Annotated in this window: 17 protein-coding genes; 9 read left to right on the top strand and 8 right to left on the bottom strand. The window is 62.2% G+C overall.

Features of this window, described 5'->3' with window-relative positions:
* Positions 1-18: 18 nt before the first annotated feature.
* From AC1RZR_RS30310 to AC1RZR_RS30295, 4 genes are all read left to right on the top strand, one after another.
* The gene (locus tag AC1RZR_RS30310; RefSeq protein ID WP_481829151.1) at positions 19-1,539 is read left to right on the top strand and encodes a PAS domain S-box protein; all 1,521 of its coding nucleotides are present in this window, start codon (positions 19-21) and stop codon (positions 1,537-1,539) included.
* On the top strand, positions 1,526-2,146 hold the full coding sequence (fixJ, locus tag AC1RZR_RS30305) for a response regulator FixJ (RefSeq protein WP_477273233.1): 621 nt from the start codon (positions 1,526-1,528) through the stop codon (positions 2,144-2,146). Before AC1RZR_RS30310 ends, fixJ begins: the two co-directional genes overlap by 14 nt.
* A 107-nt stretch (positions 2,147-2,253) precedes the next feature.
* Entirely contained in the window at positions 2,254-2,613 is a 360-nt protein-coding gene (locus AC1RZR_RS30300; protein WP_481826918.1) for a response regulator transcription factor, read from the top strand.
* Between the two features lie 138 nt (positions 2,614-2,751).
* Positions 2,752-3,399, top strand: coding sequence for a helix-turn-helix domain-containing protein (locus AC1RZR_RS30295; RefSeq protein WP_477273237.1), 648 nt, complete (start codon positions 2,752-2,754; stop codon positions 3,397-3,399).
* Positions 3,400-3,455: 56 nt separating this feature from the next.
* Here AC1RZR_RS30295 and AC1RZR_RS30290 read toward each other — a convergent pair whose 3' ends face one another.
* The 6 genes from AC1RZR_RS30290 to adhP all read right to left on the bottom strand — a co-directional run bounded on the left by AC1RZR_RS30290 (position 3,456) and on the right by adhP (position 7,939).
* Positions 3,456-4,709, bottom strand: a complete 1,254-nt coding sequence (locus AC1RZR_RS30290; RefSeq protein ID WP_481826917.1) for an MgtC/SapB family protein — start codon at positions 4,707-4,709, stop codon at positions 3,456-3,458.
* Between the two features lie 14 nt (positions 4,710-4,723).
* The gene (locus AC1RZR_RS30285; RefSeq protein WP_481826916.1) at positions 4,724-5,083 is read right to left on the bottom strand and encodes a thiol reductase thioredoxin; all 360 of its coding nucleotides are present in this window, start codon (positions 5,081-5,083) and stop codon (positions 4,724-4,726) included.
* Between the two features lie 135 nt (positions 5,084-5,218).
* Positions 5,219-5,665, bottom strand: a complete 447-nt coding sequence (locus tag AC1RZR_RS30280) for a pyridoxamine 5'-phosphate oxidase family protein (protein ID WP_481826915.1) — start codon at positions 5,663-5,665, stop codon at positions 5,219-5,221.
* A 91-nt stretch (positions 5,666-5,756) separates the two neighbouring features.
* Entirely contained in the window at positions 5,757-6,011 is a 255-nt protein-coding gene (locus tag AC1RZR_RS30275) for a biotin/lipoyl-containing protein (RefSeq protein ID WP_477273243.1), read from the bottom strand.
* A 237-nt stretch (positions 6,012-6,248) separates the two neighbouring features.
* Positions 6,249-6,680, bottom strand: a complete 432-nt coding sequence (locus AC1RZR_RS30270; RefSeq protein ID WP_477273245.1) for a potassium channel family protein — start codon at positions 6,678-6,680, stop codon at positions 6,249-6,251.
* Between the two features lie 185 nt (positions 6,681-6,865).
* Positions 6,866-7,939 carry an alcohol dehydrogenase AdhP gene (adhP, locus tag AC1RZR_RS30265; RefSeq protein WP_481826914.1) on the bottom strand — a complete coding sequence of 358 codons (1,074 nt, stop codon included), beginning with the start codon at positions 7,937-7,939 and terminating at the stop codon, positions 6,866-6,868.
* Between the two features lie 420 nt (positions 7,940-8,359).
* On the opposite strand from adhP, the gene AC1RZR_RS30260 reads away from it, so the two are divergent.
* Complete coding sequence (locus tag AC1RZR_RS30260) at positions 8,360-9,400, top strand: LacI family DNA-binding transcriptional regulator (RefSeq protein WP_481826913.1); 1,041 nt, start codon at positions 8,360-8,362, stop codon at positions 9,398-9,400.
* Positions 9,401-9,436: 36 nt separating this feature from the next.
* Entirely contained in the window at positions 9,437-9,856 is a 420-nt protein-coding gene (locus AC1RZR_RS30255; RefSeq protein WP_477274099.1) for a GlcG/HbpS family heme-binding protein, read from the top strand.
* A gap of 40 nt (positions 9,857-9,896) precedes the next feature.
* On the opposite strand, the gene AC1RZR_RS30250 is transcribed toward AC1RZR_RS30255, so the two are convergent.
* Together AC1RZR_RS30250 and AC1RZR_RS30245 are read right to left on the bottom strand one after the other, a co-directional pair.
* A complete protein-coding gene (locus AC1RZR_RS30250) occupies positions 9,897-10,928 on the bottom strand; it encodes an L-idonate 5-dehydrogenase (protein WP_477273249.1) in 1,032 nt (343 codons plus the stop codon).
* A gap of 16 nt (positions 10,929-10,944) precedes the next feature.
* Positions 10,945-11,865 (bottom strand): 2-hydroxyacid dehydrogenase, encoded by a 921-nt coding sequence (locus AC1RZR_RS30245; protein WP_481829150.1) that lies wholly within the window; start codon positions 11,863-11,865, stop codon positions 10,945-10,947.
* Positions 11,866-12,037: 172 nt separating this feature from the next.
* On the opposite strand from AC1RZR_RS30245, the gene AC1RZR_RS30240 reads away from it, so the two are divergent.
* Genes AC1RZR_RS30240 through AC1RZR_RS30230 form a run of 3 tightly spaced genes read left to right on the top strand, consistent with a single transcriptional unit; the run spans position 12,038 to position 14,205 of the window.
* Positions 12,038-12,775: an SDR family oxidoreductase gene (locus AC1RZR_RS30240; RefSeq protein WP_481829149.1), complete on the top strand. Its 738-nt coding sequence runs from the start codon at positions 12,038-12,040 to the stop codon at positions 12,773-12,775.
* Positions 12,744-13,319 (top strand): gluconokinase, encoded by a 576-nt coding sequence (locus AC1RZR_RS30235; RefSeq protein WP_481826912.1) that lies wholly within the window; start codon positions 12,744-12,746, stop codon positions 13,317-13,319. The genes AC1RZR_RS30240 and AC1RZR_RS30235 overlap by 32 nt, the downstream gene beginning before the upstream one ends.
* Position 13,320: 1 nt before the next feature.
* Positions 13,321-14,205 (top strand): NAD(P)-dependent oxidoreductase, encoded by an 885-nt coding sequence (locus AC1RZR_RS30230; protein ID WP_481826911.1) that lies wholly within the window; start codon positions 13,321-13,323, stop codon positions 14,203-14,205.
* The last annotated feature ends 51 nt before the right edge of the window (positions 14,206-14,256 follow it).

Below are 14,256 nucleotides of genomic sequence, written 5' to 3'. Positions count from 1 at the left end.
TCAGCGGTAACAAATTTCATGCCAGCGCGGGACATTACCGGTATCAAAGGACGCTTCCTGCAGGCGGTGCTGTCTCGCCGTTTCGAAGGCCGCAAGGGCTATCTGCTGGCCATCTTCATGGTGGCGGTCGCTGTCCTGCTCCGATTTCTGCTGCAGGGAGTTCTCGAAGACAGGGCGACATTTACCCTCTTCACCCCAGCTATCCTCGTCGCGTCGATCGCTGGCGGCATCTGGCCTGGGTTGTTGTCCGTTGCGCTTTCCTTGGGTGGAGCGTTCTGGCTGGACAATCTTCAGTCAGATCGTGCCCAGAATCCGGTTGAACTCATTGTCTTCGCCCTTGTCGGCCTGGCGATCGCCTGGATGGGTGAAATGCTGCACCGCGCCAGCAAGGCAATTGATCGGGCCGAAAGCGCGCTCGACACGAGGGAGGCCCATCTTCGCTCCATTCTTGATACGGTCATCGACGCGACCGTCGTCATCGAAAAGGATGGCACGATCGTTTCGTTCAATGCAGCCGCGGTACGGCAGTTCGGCTACGCCGAAGCAGAGGTCGTCGGAGAGAATGTGCGCCTGCTGATGCCTGAGCCTTATCGCCACGAGCATGATGGCTATATGCACAGGTACCTGACCACGGGGGAGAAACGGATTATCGGAATCGATCGCGTTGTTGCCGGACGACGCAAGGATGGTTCGACGTTTCCGATGAAATTGGCGGTCGGCGAGATGAAGTCGGGCGGCAAGACCTTTTTTACCGGCTTCATCCGAGACCTTACGGAGCGTCAGGAATTGGCGGCACGTCTGCATGAGATCCAGGGCGAACTGGCGAGGTTGGCCCGCCTCAACGAGCTTGGCGAAATGGCCTCGACGCTCGCTCACGAGTTGAACCAGCCGCTGTCCGCGATCGCGAATTATGTTCAAGGCTGCGCCCGCCTGCTGCGCGACATGGATGACGCGGTGGCGGCAAAGATGAGGGCTGCACTGGAGGAAACCGCAAGGCAGTCGCTGCGTGCGGGACAGATCATCCGTCACCTTCGCGAATTCGTCACCAAAGGCGCCACCGAGAAAGCGCCGGAGAACATTCGCAGCCTGGTGGAGGAGGCAGGGGCCCTGGCGCTGGTGGGTTCGCGAGAGCGCGGGGTACGGACAGTGTTCGACTTCGCGCCGGGACCGGCAACCGTGATGGTCGACCGCATACAGATCCAGCAGGTGCTGACCAATCTGATGCGAAATGCCATGGATGCCATGCGCGACAGCGCGCGCCGCGAGCTGGTTGTGCGCACCCATGCCGCGCATGGTGGCGAAATCGCCGTCATCGTCGAAGATACCGGACCAGGTATTTCCGAGGAGATTTCCGCCCAGCTTTTCAAGCCCTTCGTGACGACAAAGCCCGGAGGCATGGGGGTTGGACTGTCTATCTCCAAGCGGATCGTCGAGGCGCACGGTGGAATGCTGACGGTGAGCCAGAACGCCGCCGGTGGCGCAACATTCAGGTTCACGCTCCCCACATTCAAGGAAGAGGACGCGCATGGAGACGGGTGACTACATCGTTCACATCGTCGATGACGAGGAACCGGTCAGGAAGTCGTTGGCTTTTCTGCTCACGATGTCCGGATTCGCGGTTAAGATGCACGACAGCGCAACCGACTTTCTGGCTGCGGCATCGGGCATAAGAAATGGCGTTCTGGTGACGGACCTGCGCATGCCTGACATGACCGGGGTTGAGCTTTTGCGAAATCTCGTGAAAGCAAATACGTCGCTTCCGGCCGTTGTCATCACCGGTCACGCCGATGTCCCCATGGCGGTTGAGGCGATGAAGGCCGGCGCCACGGATTTCATCGAAAAGCCGTTCGAGGACGTTGTCCTTATCGAAGCGATTGAGCGTGCGGCCGAACAACTTGTCGACAAACCGTCAGAACTCGACGATGTCGCTTCAATCCAGACAAGGCTCGGGCGATTGAGCGACCGCGAACGCCAGGTTCTCTCTGGTGTGGTGGCTGGATTGCCGAACAAGACGATTGCCTATGATCTCAACATCAGTCCGCGCACCGTCGAGGTGCACCGCGCCAGCGTGATGGCCAAGATGCAGGCAAAAAGCCTGCCGCAGCTTGTCCGGATGGCATTGGCCGCTGGTTTCGGCCCAGCCTGAATCTTTGCAGGGATTGATCTGGCGCAAGGCGTGAAGCGCCAGATTGCCGCTTGCTGTGAAATGACTGGCGGGATGACCTCGCTGGCATGTCCGGAAGCCGTGAATCCTTGTCCGCCGCCAAAACCATCCTAGTCGTGGCGCCCGACCCCGGGCTCAGGCGTTCGCTCGAGTTCGCGCTCGAGGTCGAAGGCTTCCCGGTCGAATCGCATGCGTTGCTTTCGACAGTCGAGGCTTCGCCCGCGGCAAATGCCGCTGCCTGCGTCATCGTCGATGAAAGCGCAATCCGGCTCAGTCCTGCCGGAGGCCAGCCGCTTGCCCGTTTCGCCGGGCGGGTGATTCTGCTTGTGGAAGGTATTGATCCATCCGCTGGCACCGAGGGGTTCGCGGTCGTGACCAAACCGGTCGAGGGGAATGACCTGATAGACATGGTGCAGGCTTTTTCAGCCCGCCATCTCCTCGCGGACTAGTGTTTGAGCATGATCTTTTCCGAAACCGGATTCCGCTTTTCGGGATCATGCCCTAAGTAAAACCCCTTAGGACATAACCGAATTTCGCAGGCCGGCATTCTGCGCGATTGCTGTTTCACCGAAATCTGGGAAACAGCCATGAATGCGATCGTCAACACTCGGGTGCCCTACGAGATCCTGAACGTCGCGGCCCAGCAACCAGACGTGTCAAATGATGGCCGGCCGGTGCCGCTCTCGTTCTTCCACGCAGGCTCGGAGATCTACGCGCAAGGCGAAAAGGTCGCTTCCCACTACCAGATCGAGTTCGGCGCGGTCCGCATCTATCGGCTCCTTGCCGACGGGCGCAGGCAGATTACGGCGTTCCATCTGGCCGGAGAGATATTTGGATTTGAAGCCGATCTTGCCCACCATTTCTTTGCCGAGGCCATCGTTACGACAGGGCTGCGGACATTCCGGCCGGTGGTTGGCCTGGACAGATCGCGCGAACTGCTGCCGCTTGCCCTTCGCTGCATGGTGAGGGCCCAGGAACATTTGCTGGTGGTCGGCCGGCAGACAGCGATCGAACGCCTCGCCGCCTTCCTGATCGACATGGCTGATCGCCAGGGGGAACTCGCTCAGATCGAACTGCCGATGTCCCGGCAGGATATCGGCGACTACCTCGGCCTCACCATCGAGACTGTATCGCGCGTGCTATCGAGATTGCGCGACAAGGGTGTGCTCAAGTTTCACGGACTTCGTACCCTGGAAATCCGCAAGCCTGAAACGCTCCGCTCCCTCTGCGAGTAATAGCGCGGCCGCAGGCGGCCTCCATTCGCATCAAAGAAGACTCGAGAACAGCACTTCTATCCAGGACCGAGCAACAGGAACGCGCAGATGCCCATGGTCGCGGCGATCACGGTTGCGACGGCCAGCGGCAACCAGAACCTGACCGGACCAGCAAATACTGCGAGTGACAGGCGGCCGATCGCGTTTGCTGCCAGCGCCGCGAGCACCGCCTGACCCACGGTCTCGACGGGCACCGCATGCTTGACCAGGCGCAGCGCGCCAAGCACCGAGACATCGACATCGAATGCGCCGGCGAGCATCGAACTGGCCAGCAAGCCGCGGCCGCCGAATTGCGCAGCCAGCCCGGCACTAGCGGTGGCCACGACCGCAAACAGCAGGGCGAAGAGCAGCAACGGGCCTAGCTCGAATGGATTACGTGCGATCGCGCCGGCTTCGTGATCCCCGCTATCCCGAGCCAGCAGCAACGCTCCGAAAGCGGCGAAGGAGAGCGCCGCGGCAATCGCCGGAATCCCGATCGAAGCGAAGACGCTTGGCTCGATGATCAGAACCACCGCGCAAACGCGTAGCACCGAAACCATCGCAGCCAGTGAGGCCGCGCCAGCGAGTGGCAGTGGATTGCCTGCCGAGGCGGCGTTGCGAGCCAGCGCAACGGTTACGGCGGTGGAAGAGACGATTGCACCAGCAAGCGAGCTGACGAGCAGACCGCGCGCGTTTCCCAGGACACGGACGGCGATATAGCCGGCGAAGGATATGGAGGCCATCAGCACCGTCAGGAACCAGACCTCCCACGGATTGAAACCGCCCCATGGGTCCATCGTCCGGTTTGGCAGCAGGGGCAGCACGATCGCCGTCATCACTGCCAGGATCAGCGCCGAACGAAGCTCAATCCAGGTCAGTCGCTTCAGGAGGCCGTGCAGGATCTCGCGACTGGCAAGGACCGCCGCGAGTGCTGCCCCTCCGGCAGCCGCGGCCTGGTAGTCACCGGCGACCGAGAGCGCACCGAGCGCGAACACGCCAAGGCCTGCTATCACGCTCGTAACGCTGAAATCCTCATCATGGGCCGCCTCGCGGGCCTTGTACCAGGCGAAGATTGCCGCAAAGGCGATGAAGCCGCCGACCAGCACGGATACCGCGCCGAGCGCGTTGGCCAGTGCCGCGAGAACGCCGCCGAGCAGGCCGGAAATACCGAATGTCCGAATGCCGGCCGTTCGACTGCGATCAGGTGCATCCCGCTCTTGCCAGCCACGCTCCAAACCGACGAGCAAACCTATTGCAAGGGCCAGTCCGAGCCGGGCGATGAGTGAGTCCATTGGCGCGGCTACTTTCAGTCGGCGATCGCCAGCAAGCGGTCGCGAACCCACCTGGCGATCTGGCCTGCCGTCATTGCGCCGGATGTGTGCGCTACCTCGCATCCGCCGAAGAGGATCATGGCAGGGATGCTGCGAATGCCAAGCCATATTTCGACGGCTCCGGGCAGGCTGCTGCGCGCGGTCTGATGATCGAAAGTCGCGACGGCGACGTCTTCAGGATGCACCGAAAAAAGCCTGGTCCCACACGCTCCGCATTTCGCCTCCATGGCATAGCGAGCCGGCGGCAGGCGGTTGACTCCACCGCATTTGTTGCAGAGGACCAGATTCTGCCGTGCCATGATGCTGTCCACCCGCTCATCGACATCATCATTCATGCGCATCCGAGATGTCCATCACCAAGTGCGCGCAACGCGTTGAGGATAACCGCTGCGTCGCAGCGGGCACTTCCGGTTTGCCAGACCGGTCGTTTGCCAACACTCCGCGCGATGCATAGAGCGGTCGAAAGCGGCCTAGTCGCTTGCTTCCCGGCCGGACACCTGCTCGACGAGGATCCGGAAGAATACGTGCGGTGTGCTGTCTGAAACGGGAGGTACGACCGGCTTGAGGGCGCCGGGCTCCCACCAGTCGGCGTGCTTGCTCAGCAACGTCCAGGCATGGTCGCGCTCGAGCTTGTGGCCTATCCGGTCGGGCAGTTCCTCATAGCGGCCATCGACAACCACGCTTTGCCAGCCTCGTCCTTCGCCGCGTTCGTCGACCTGGACAGACACCAGCGGGTTGGCCCGCATCCAGTCGATTTTCTTGCCCGGCATGGAAAACACGTAGAGATGATTGTCGGCATACGCATAGTGCATCGGAACGACATACGGCTGCCCGTCCTTGGCGCACGCCAGGCGGGCCACACGATTGGCCGTCAGTATTTTGGTGCATTCCAGGACGGAGAGTGTGCGGATCAGCATCGTGCAATCTTCTCTATTCGGCGTCAGTTCTTGCCGTCTTAGGGCCTAGGGAACGCTGTTCAGGTAGGGGCGCTATTCCCGCCGAGCGTCGTCAGCCAGGCCGCAGCGTGCCATCCAATGTTGCGAGCACCGAACCGGGTTCGATGACGGCGTTGACTGCCGCGATAATCGTTGCGCGCCCGTTTGCTGGCGCTATGATCTCGTGCAGCGCGTCTTCGATTCGAACTTCGGCTATCCGCTCGCCAACCTTGATCGTGGCACCGCTGGAGATGAACCATCGCTCTACAATGCCCTCCGGCAACATGCTGGATGCCCATAGGGCTTCATCGACCTTGATGTTCTGCATCGTGGTTCTCCTTCGAGTGGGAATCATAGTCCACTCACCAAGGCAATCTTTGATCACGATCAAGGAGTTGCTTCGCGTTCGCTGGCGGCGACGTGCATGCCTGTCAGGGTTTAGATGTCGCACGGGATTCGGAGCCGAGCTCCCGCCGTTGACAAGCCGACATCAGGCTCGATCGGAAACCGAGATTGCATCTCGCGGTCGGCGAGATCAGGCATTCGGGTGCGGTTTGAACACCGATCAGAAATGCTCTCCGGCCTTGAACGGGCCGATTCGGATTCCCGCAGCGATCAGATAGGCGGTCGACCAGCCAATGAGTAGAAATCCGTTCACGCCCTCCAGTGCGGCCAGCACGCGCCATGCGTGATCGGGTACGACGTCGCCATAGCCGACCGTTGAAAAGGTAATCGTCGAAAAGTACAGGGCGGTCTCGAAGTCGCCGAAGATATCAAGCAGCCGGTACAGCCCGGCCCAGAGCCATATCTCGGTGGTCATGACGGCGAAGAGGCCCATCACCACGCTGATCATTGCGACCGTGCGGCTGTGACGCCCGTGCATGCGAAACCGTGCCACAAGGAATCCCATCGCATGGGTAACGGCGATCAGGCCAAACGTGTGGATGAGCACCGTCAGACTGATGACGATGGTGCCGATGAGCAGATTGAGGATCATGAGCGCACCCTAGCGACTCAGGAGGCCCCTGGTCCTTGTGCGAGATCAATCCTGGTGCCGGCGAGCTACCATGGCGGGCTTGAAGGACCTGCTCGACCGGCACTTTTCCCTGGCCAACGAAGATTCGGACGAGATCGCCCGCGCCGGTGTGGCGCGGACGTTTGGAGGCGCGGCCACCGGATAACCTAGGCATATGCGGCTTCGGTCTTCCTCACGCTAGTCTCTATCGGCGCGGTGAGGTCAAGAACCGCGCGGCCCTCGATCTTGCCCGCCTTGAGCCGAGCGAGGACCGTGTTGATGTCGCTCAACGGCGCCTTGGTGATCTCGGCCCGCACCTTGCCCTCGGCCGCGAAGGCAATGGCCTCGTCAAGATCGCGTCGTGTACCGACGATTGATCCGCGCAAGGTAATGCGCTTCAGCACGACGTCGAAGATCGGAGTCGGGAATTCTCCCGCCGGAAGTCCGACCAGGGCGACCGTACCCTTGCGGCGCACCATGTGTATCGCCTGGGAGAAGGCCGGTGGCGAGACGGCCGTCACCAGAATGCCGTGGGCCCCGCCGCCCGTCGCCTTGAGGACGTCGGCCACCGCGTCCGGTGAGCGGGCATCGATGGCCACGTCCGCTCCGGTCGCACGCGCCAAAGCGAGCTTCTCCGGTGTGACGTCGAGCGCCACGACGTTGAAGCCCATCGCCTTGGCATACTGGATCGCCACATGGCCGAGGCCACCTATGCCTGAAATCGCCACCCATTCGCCCGGACGCGCCTCGGTCTCCTTCAATCCCTTGTAGGTCGTGACGCCAGCACACAGGATCGGGGCCATCTGGGCGAAATCGACACCCGTTGGAAGTCGCGCCGTGAAGGCAGCCGAAGCGATGACATATTCGGCGAAGCCGCCATCGCAGCTATAACCGGTATCGTGCTGATGCTCGCACAGCGTCTCCCAACCGGTCTCGCAGTATTCGCAGCTCAGGCAGGCGTCGTGCAGCCAGGCTACGCCGACCGGATCGCCCTCCTTGAAACCGGTCACGCCCGGCCCGAGTGCGGCAACGACGCCCGCCACTTCATGGCCAGGGATGAAGGGTGGTACAGGCTTCACCGGCCAGTCGCCGGAAGCGGCATGCAGGTCCGTATGGCACACACCGCAGGCGATGACCTTGACGAGCAGTTCACCTGGCCCCGGCACTGGCACCGGCACATCCTCGATCGTAAGCGGCTTGCCGAATGCCCGTACGACGGCGGCCTTCATCGTCTTGACCATGAATCCAACTCCTTTGTCGATGAACGCAGACTAGGCATTGGGTCAATAGGTGCTTTGACCGAGATCAATGAGCGTATCGGAGCAGGGCGCAAAGCTCGGATCTCTCCCATGGCTTTGGATGTTCCCGGTCCTACCGGAGGTTGCCTCGATCGCGGCCGAGGTCAGGCTTCTTCAGCGCGCCCTGCCTCGGTGGCTGCTTCAAATCTGGCTACATCGGTTTTTGTCTAACAGAGGCCGCGTAAACATGATTTTCCCAAGCGGGCGGACACCGGGCTTCGCGTCTTGGCTATTGTCACGCCGATATGGTATCGATAACATACCTTTATTCTGATTCCGATGGGTGTTTCATAAGCGATGCCGGACGCCAGATTTGATGTTTGCCATCAGCAGACCCACGCGGACAGCCGGTAAAGGGGCGTGATGGCCAAGGCAGCCTCATCGAGACCGGGCGAGAGCCACGCGCCGACGATGGTCGACGTGGCGCTGCGGGCGGGTGTGTCGACCATGACAGTCTCGCGGGCCTTGAAGGAAGGCAGCCGGGTGTCGAAGGCCACTCGGGAAAAGATTATGGTCGCGGTCAACGACCTCGGCTACGTGCTCGACCAGTCGGCCGGCAGCCTGTCCTCGCGCAAGACTGGATTTGTTGCTGCGATGGTTCCATCGCTCAACAATTCCAACTTCGCCGACACAGCGCGCGGTATTACGGATGAACTGGAAAGCACGGGACTCCAGCTTCTGCTCGGCTACACCGACTATACGGTCGAGAAGGAGGAAAAGCTCATCGAGGCCATGCTCCGTCGACGGCCTGAAGGCATCATTCTGACCGGCGGCGCCCATACGGAGCGCGCCCGCCGGCTTCTTGAAAACGCGGGCATTCCGGTAGTCGAAACCTGGGAGTTGCCGGCGAAACCAATCGACCAGGTGGTCGGATTCTCAAACGAAGAGGCGATGGGGCTTCTGGTCAAGACGCTGGCCAGGAAAGGCTACCGAAAATTCGGGTACATCGGTGGCACGACCTCGCGCGACACGCGCGGCAGCCAGCGGCGCGAAGGCTTCGTCCGCGCCATCGAGGAACTCGGCCTGCCGACCGGCCGGCTCGTCTCCTTCGGCGTGCCGCCGATCTCCATCGAACAAGGCGGCCAGGCGGTTGTCAGCATGCTGGAACGCTGGCCGGACACCGAGGCCGTGCTCTGCGTTTCCGATCTTTCGGCCTTTGGCGCGCTGATGGAATGCAAGCGTCGTGGACTGCGGGTCCCGCAGGACATCGCAATTGCCGGTTTTGGCGACTATGAGGTTGCCGCCTTTTGCCATCCCGGCATCACCACCGTGAACGTGGACTGCTTTGGCATCGGGCGACAGGCCGCCCGCAGGCTTATCCAGATCATCCGCGGCGGCGAGAAGAAGCATGAACAGGAAATCATCCTGACCGGTTATCGCGTCGTCGAGCGCGAAAGCACCTGAGTTCCTGCAGAAAATTCCAAGCGAAAGGCTGTTCCTATTGTGATGTTTCGAGAGACCATCAGCCTCACGCATGACGGCGCGTTGAAAGCCGTGGCCGCCGGAGCCGCACGAGCCGTCACGATGGGCGTGCCGCAATGTCTTGTGGTCGTCGATGCAAGCGGCGAGACACTCGCCAGCCTGCGCATGGACGGCGCACGGTTCCTGAGCTTGCGCACGGCGCAGGCAAAGGCGCGCACGGCGGCGTCGATCAACGCTGCCACCGGCGGCATGGCGTCCGAAGCGGCACTCTCCGCCGGGATAGCCTCGCAGGGCGCCGTGACCAATTTGCCTGGCGGCCTGCCGATCCGCTTCGGTGGCCGCCTGGCGGGCGGCATCGGTGTCGGTTCGGGGACCGGTGAGCAGGATTTCGACGTGGCACGCGCCGCGCTGACGGCGATCGGCGCCGACGCGGTTTGAGGCGATGTGCTGATGCGCTTCTAGCGCAACGAACGGATATTCAGAACGCGATCTGGACCTTCATCGATTTGTTGCGGTCACCGGCGATCTCGAAGGCCGCAACCGCCTCGTCGAGGGGATAGATCCCCGTCAGCAGCGGTTTGACATCCACCCGGCGGCGATTGATCAGATCGACGGCGAGCGCGAACTCGTCGTGGAATCGGAAGGTGCCGCGCATCTCGATCTCCTTGGCGACAATGAGGTTCTGCGGGATCGACAGATCGCCGCCGAGACCGAGTTGCATGAGCACGCCGCGCGGCTTCAGCACATCGAGCCCCGCACGCACGGCGCGCTCGTTGCCGGAGGCCTCGAACATCACATCGAAACTGCCCTTGTCGACATTGTAGGCGGCGAGCTTCTCGCCATTGGTCGCGACATTGATTGTACGGTCGGCGCCGATCTCCTCGGCCTTTGTCAGCACGCCATCCATGACATCGGTGGCGACGATTTCGCGCGCGCCGTGGGCTCGCGCGGCCAGGATGCAAAGCGCGCCGATCGGCCCGCAGCCGGTGACCAGAACGCGTTTGCCGAGCAGCGAGCCGGCGCGGTTCATCGCATGCAGCGTAACCGCGAAGGGCTCCGCAAAAGCGGCCTCGTTGATGGAGATATGGTCGGCGATTTTGTGACATTGCCACGCCTCTGCGATCAGGCGCTGGCGGAACGCCCCTTGTATATGCGGCATAGGCATGGCGCTGCCGTAGAAGCGCATGTTGAGGCACTGGTTCTGCATGCCTTGCAGGCAATAGCGGCAGGCATTGCAGGGCCGGCTGGGCGAGATCGCGACGCGGTCGCCGATAGCGAGAGCGGAAACGGCGCCACCCACGGCCTTCACCGTGCCGGCAACCTCGTGGCCAAGGATCATCGGTTCGCGAAGGCGGATCGCGCCGAAGCCGCCATGGTTATAGTAGTGCAGGTCCGAACCGCAGATGCCGCCGGCTTCGACGGCGATCTCGACCTGCCCGTCGCCAAGAACACCTAGATCTGTCTCTTCGATTCGAAGGTCCTTGGCCGCGTGAATAACGATCGACTTCATGAAGGGTGATCCTTTCTCAGGCGACCGGTGTCAGCAAGGCCTGCCCGCCGAAATGGGCGGCGAGATTGTCGCGAACCAACTGACCCATGGCCTTGCGGGTCTCTACGGTGCCGCTGCCATGATGAGGCTGCAGCACGACGTTGGAAAGCTTCGCGAAACGCTCGTCGATCGTCGGCTCGTTCCAGAACACGTCGAGCCCGGCGCCCTTGATCGCACCGGATTCCAACGCAGCGAGCAGCGCCGTCTCATCGACGGTGCTGCCGCGCGAGATGTTGATGAGGATGCCGTCAGGCCCGAGCGCTGCCAGAACCTCTGCGTTGACGATGTTCTTCGTTCCTTCGCCGCCGGCCAGCGTCACGATCAGGAACTCGCTTCGACGTGCCAGATCGACCAGATCGCCCACGAAGCCATAAGGCAGGTCGTCGTGTTTGTGGGTGCCGAAATAGGCGATCTCGCAGTCGAAGGCAGCCGCACGCCGGGCCACCGCCTTGCCGATGCGGCCCATGCCGACAATGCCGAGCCTTTTGCCGTAAACGCGCGTCACCAACGGCATGTTGGCCTTGCGCCAGTTTCCGGCGCGCACATAGGCGTCGGCCTGCGGAATCTCGCGCGCCACGGCGAGCAGCAGGCCGATGCCGATATCCGCCACATCCTCGGTCAGCACGTCCGGCGTGTTGGTGACGCGGATACCGTTCGCTCTCGCATAGGCAAGATCGATGGCGTCGGTGCCCATGCCGTAGCAGGAAACGATTTCGAGCTTCGGCAGCTTCGCCATCAGGGCGGCGCTGGCGCCGAGCTCGCCGCGCGTCGCGATGGCCCGGATGGCTCCGGAATGACGGGCGACCAGCGCGTCCTTGTCCTCGGCCTGCCACAGTTTGTGGACGCGATACTTGTCCTCGAGGTCCGCCATGTCCCAATCTGGATAGGGGCCGGTCATCAGTATGTCGGTCACTGCGTCGTCTCCTCAGGGAGTTCATTTTCCCTATTGACTATGTTATCGATAACATTCATGTCAATAGGTGCTGGCGATGGCGCGATGGAAATCGCATCCTCTTCAGAGACATCCTCGGGAGAAGCACGTGGACAGTTCGTTGTTCGATTTGACCGGAATGCGGGCGCTGGTCACCGGTTCAGGGCAGGGGATTGGCCTGGCGTTGGCGGAGGGGCTGGCTCAGCACGGTGCTGAAATCGTGCTCAACGGCCGCAGCGCCGAAAAAATCACGGCGGCGGTCGATGCGATCGCGGCCAAGGGACACAAGGCCCACAGCGCCGTCTTCGACGTCACCGATCATGCGGCGGTCGCCAGGGGTGTGGCCGAAGTCGAGGCCACGGTTGGCGCCATTGATATCCTGATAAACAATGCCGGCATGCAGTTCCGCGCACCACTCGAGGACTTCCCCGCCGACAAATGGGACGAGCTGTTGCGCACCAACATCTCCAGCGTTTTCTTCGTCGGGCAAGCGGTGGCGCGGCACATGATCCCGCGGCGGCGCGGCAAGATCATCAACATCGCTTCGGTGCAGAGCGAACTCGCCCGTCCCAACATCGCCCCCTACACGGCCACCAAAGGCGCCGTGCGCAACCTGACGCGCGGCATGTGCGCCGACTGGGCCAAGCACGGCCTGCAGATCAACGCCATCGCGCCGGGCTATTTCAAGACGCCGCTCAACCAGGCGCTGGTCGACAATCCCGAATTCTCGGCCTGGCTGACCAACCGCACGCCGGCCGGGCGCTGGGGCGATGTCGGCGAACTGATCGGCGCGGCGGTCTTCCTGGCCGGACCGGCCTCATCCTTTGTCAACGGACATACGCTTTATGTTGATGGCGGCATCACAACCTGCCTTTGAGTCCCGGCTCATCGTCGTGATGGGCGTCAGCGGCTGCGGCAAGACCAGAATCGGTATCGAGATCGCGGCGCGACTTGGGCTTGCCTTCGTCGAAGGCGACACGCTGCACCCGCGCGGCAATGTCGAGAAAATGTCAGCCGGCATCCCGCTCACCGACGATGATCGCTGGCCGTGGCTGGATCTGGTGGGTGCAGCCCTGCGTCAGGCGGATGAGGAGGGCCGTGGGCTTGTCGTAAGCTGCTCGGCGCTGAAGGAATCCTATCGTGATCGGCTTCGCCATGCGGTGGGTGGGTCGGTGGTTTTCATATTCCTGGAGGGGTCGCGCGCCCTGCTGCAAGCCAGGCTCGCCGAGCGCAGCGGCCATTTCTTTCCGCCGGCGCTGCTCGACAGCCAATTCGCGGCGCTGGAAAATCCTGATGGTGAGAGCCTGGTGGTCACCGTGGATATCAACGCTCCGGTCGACAGCATTGTCGGCGCGGCGTTGGAGGGGCTGAGCGCCCTCAGTGTCGCGCCCGCTGCCGGCACAAAGAAAGAGGCACGTTGACATGACAGAAGCGGCAAAAATCAGCATTGTCGGCGCCGGCATCATGGGATCGGCGATCGCCACCCGCCTGATCGAGGCAAGGTTGGCGGTCACCGTGTTCGATCTGGACAAGGCCAAGGTCGCCGTCCTGGCGGCGAAGGGCGCTGTCGCCGCCGCGTCGATTGCCGAGGCGACGCGCGCCAGTGACTTCGTCATCCTGAGCCTCAACCATGCCGACATCGTGCGTGCCGTGGTGTTTGGCGATAGCGGTGTCGCGGCGGCGGCGTCGCCCGAAAAACTGCTGATCGACATGTCGTCGATCGACCCGGCCGATACCGCGCAGATGGCCAAGAAACTGGCGGCCGAGACCGGCATGAAATGGCTCGACTGCCCGCTTTCGGGCGGCGTTCCCGGTGCGCTGGCCGGACGGCTGACCGTCATGGCGGGCGGCGAGGTGGCTGACTTCGAACACGCGCGTACGGTGATGCGGCATCTCTGCGCCAACTACACGCTGATGGGGCCGAGCGGGGCAGGGCAGACCACCAAACTGATCAACCAGCTTTTCTGCGCAGTGCTGTTCCAGGCTGTTGCCGAAGCCGTGAAACTCGCCGAAGCCGGCGGCGTCGATCCGAAGGCAATCCCGGCGGCACTCAAGGGCGGACGCGCCGATTCCAGCATCATGCAGGAGTTCATGGCGAAGTTTGCCGCTCGGGATTTTTCACCGACTGGCCGCATCGACAACATGTTGAAGGATCTGGATTCGCTGCAGTCCTTTGCTCTGAAGACAAAGACGCCGATGCCGATGACCGGGCAGGTCGTGGAGGTTCACCGCCTGCTTTGCGCGGCTGGTCTGGGGCCAAGGGATTCGGCCGAGATGATGCGCCTGCTCGACGGTAAGATGGGCTGATCGGCGGGCTCTGATTTTGTTGCTTGACGCCCAGAAATGTTATCGATAACA

The organism is Mesorhizobium bavaricum, assembly GCF_056781655.1.
The sequence above is the reverse complement of the archived record's forward strand: the minus strand, read 5'-3'. Positions and strand labels throughout refer to the sequence as shown.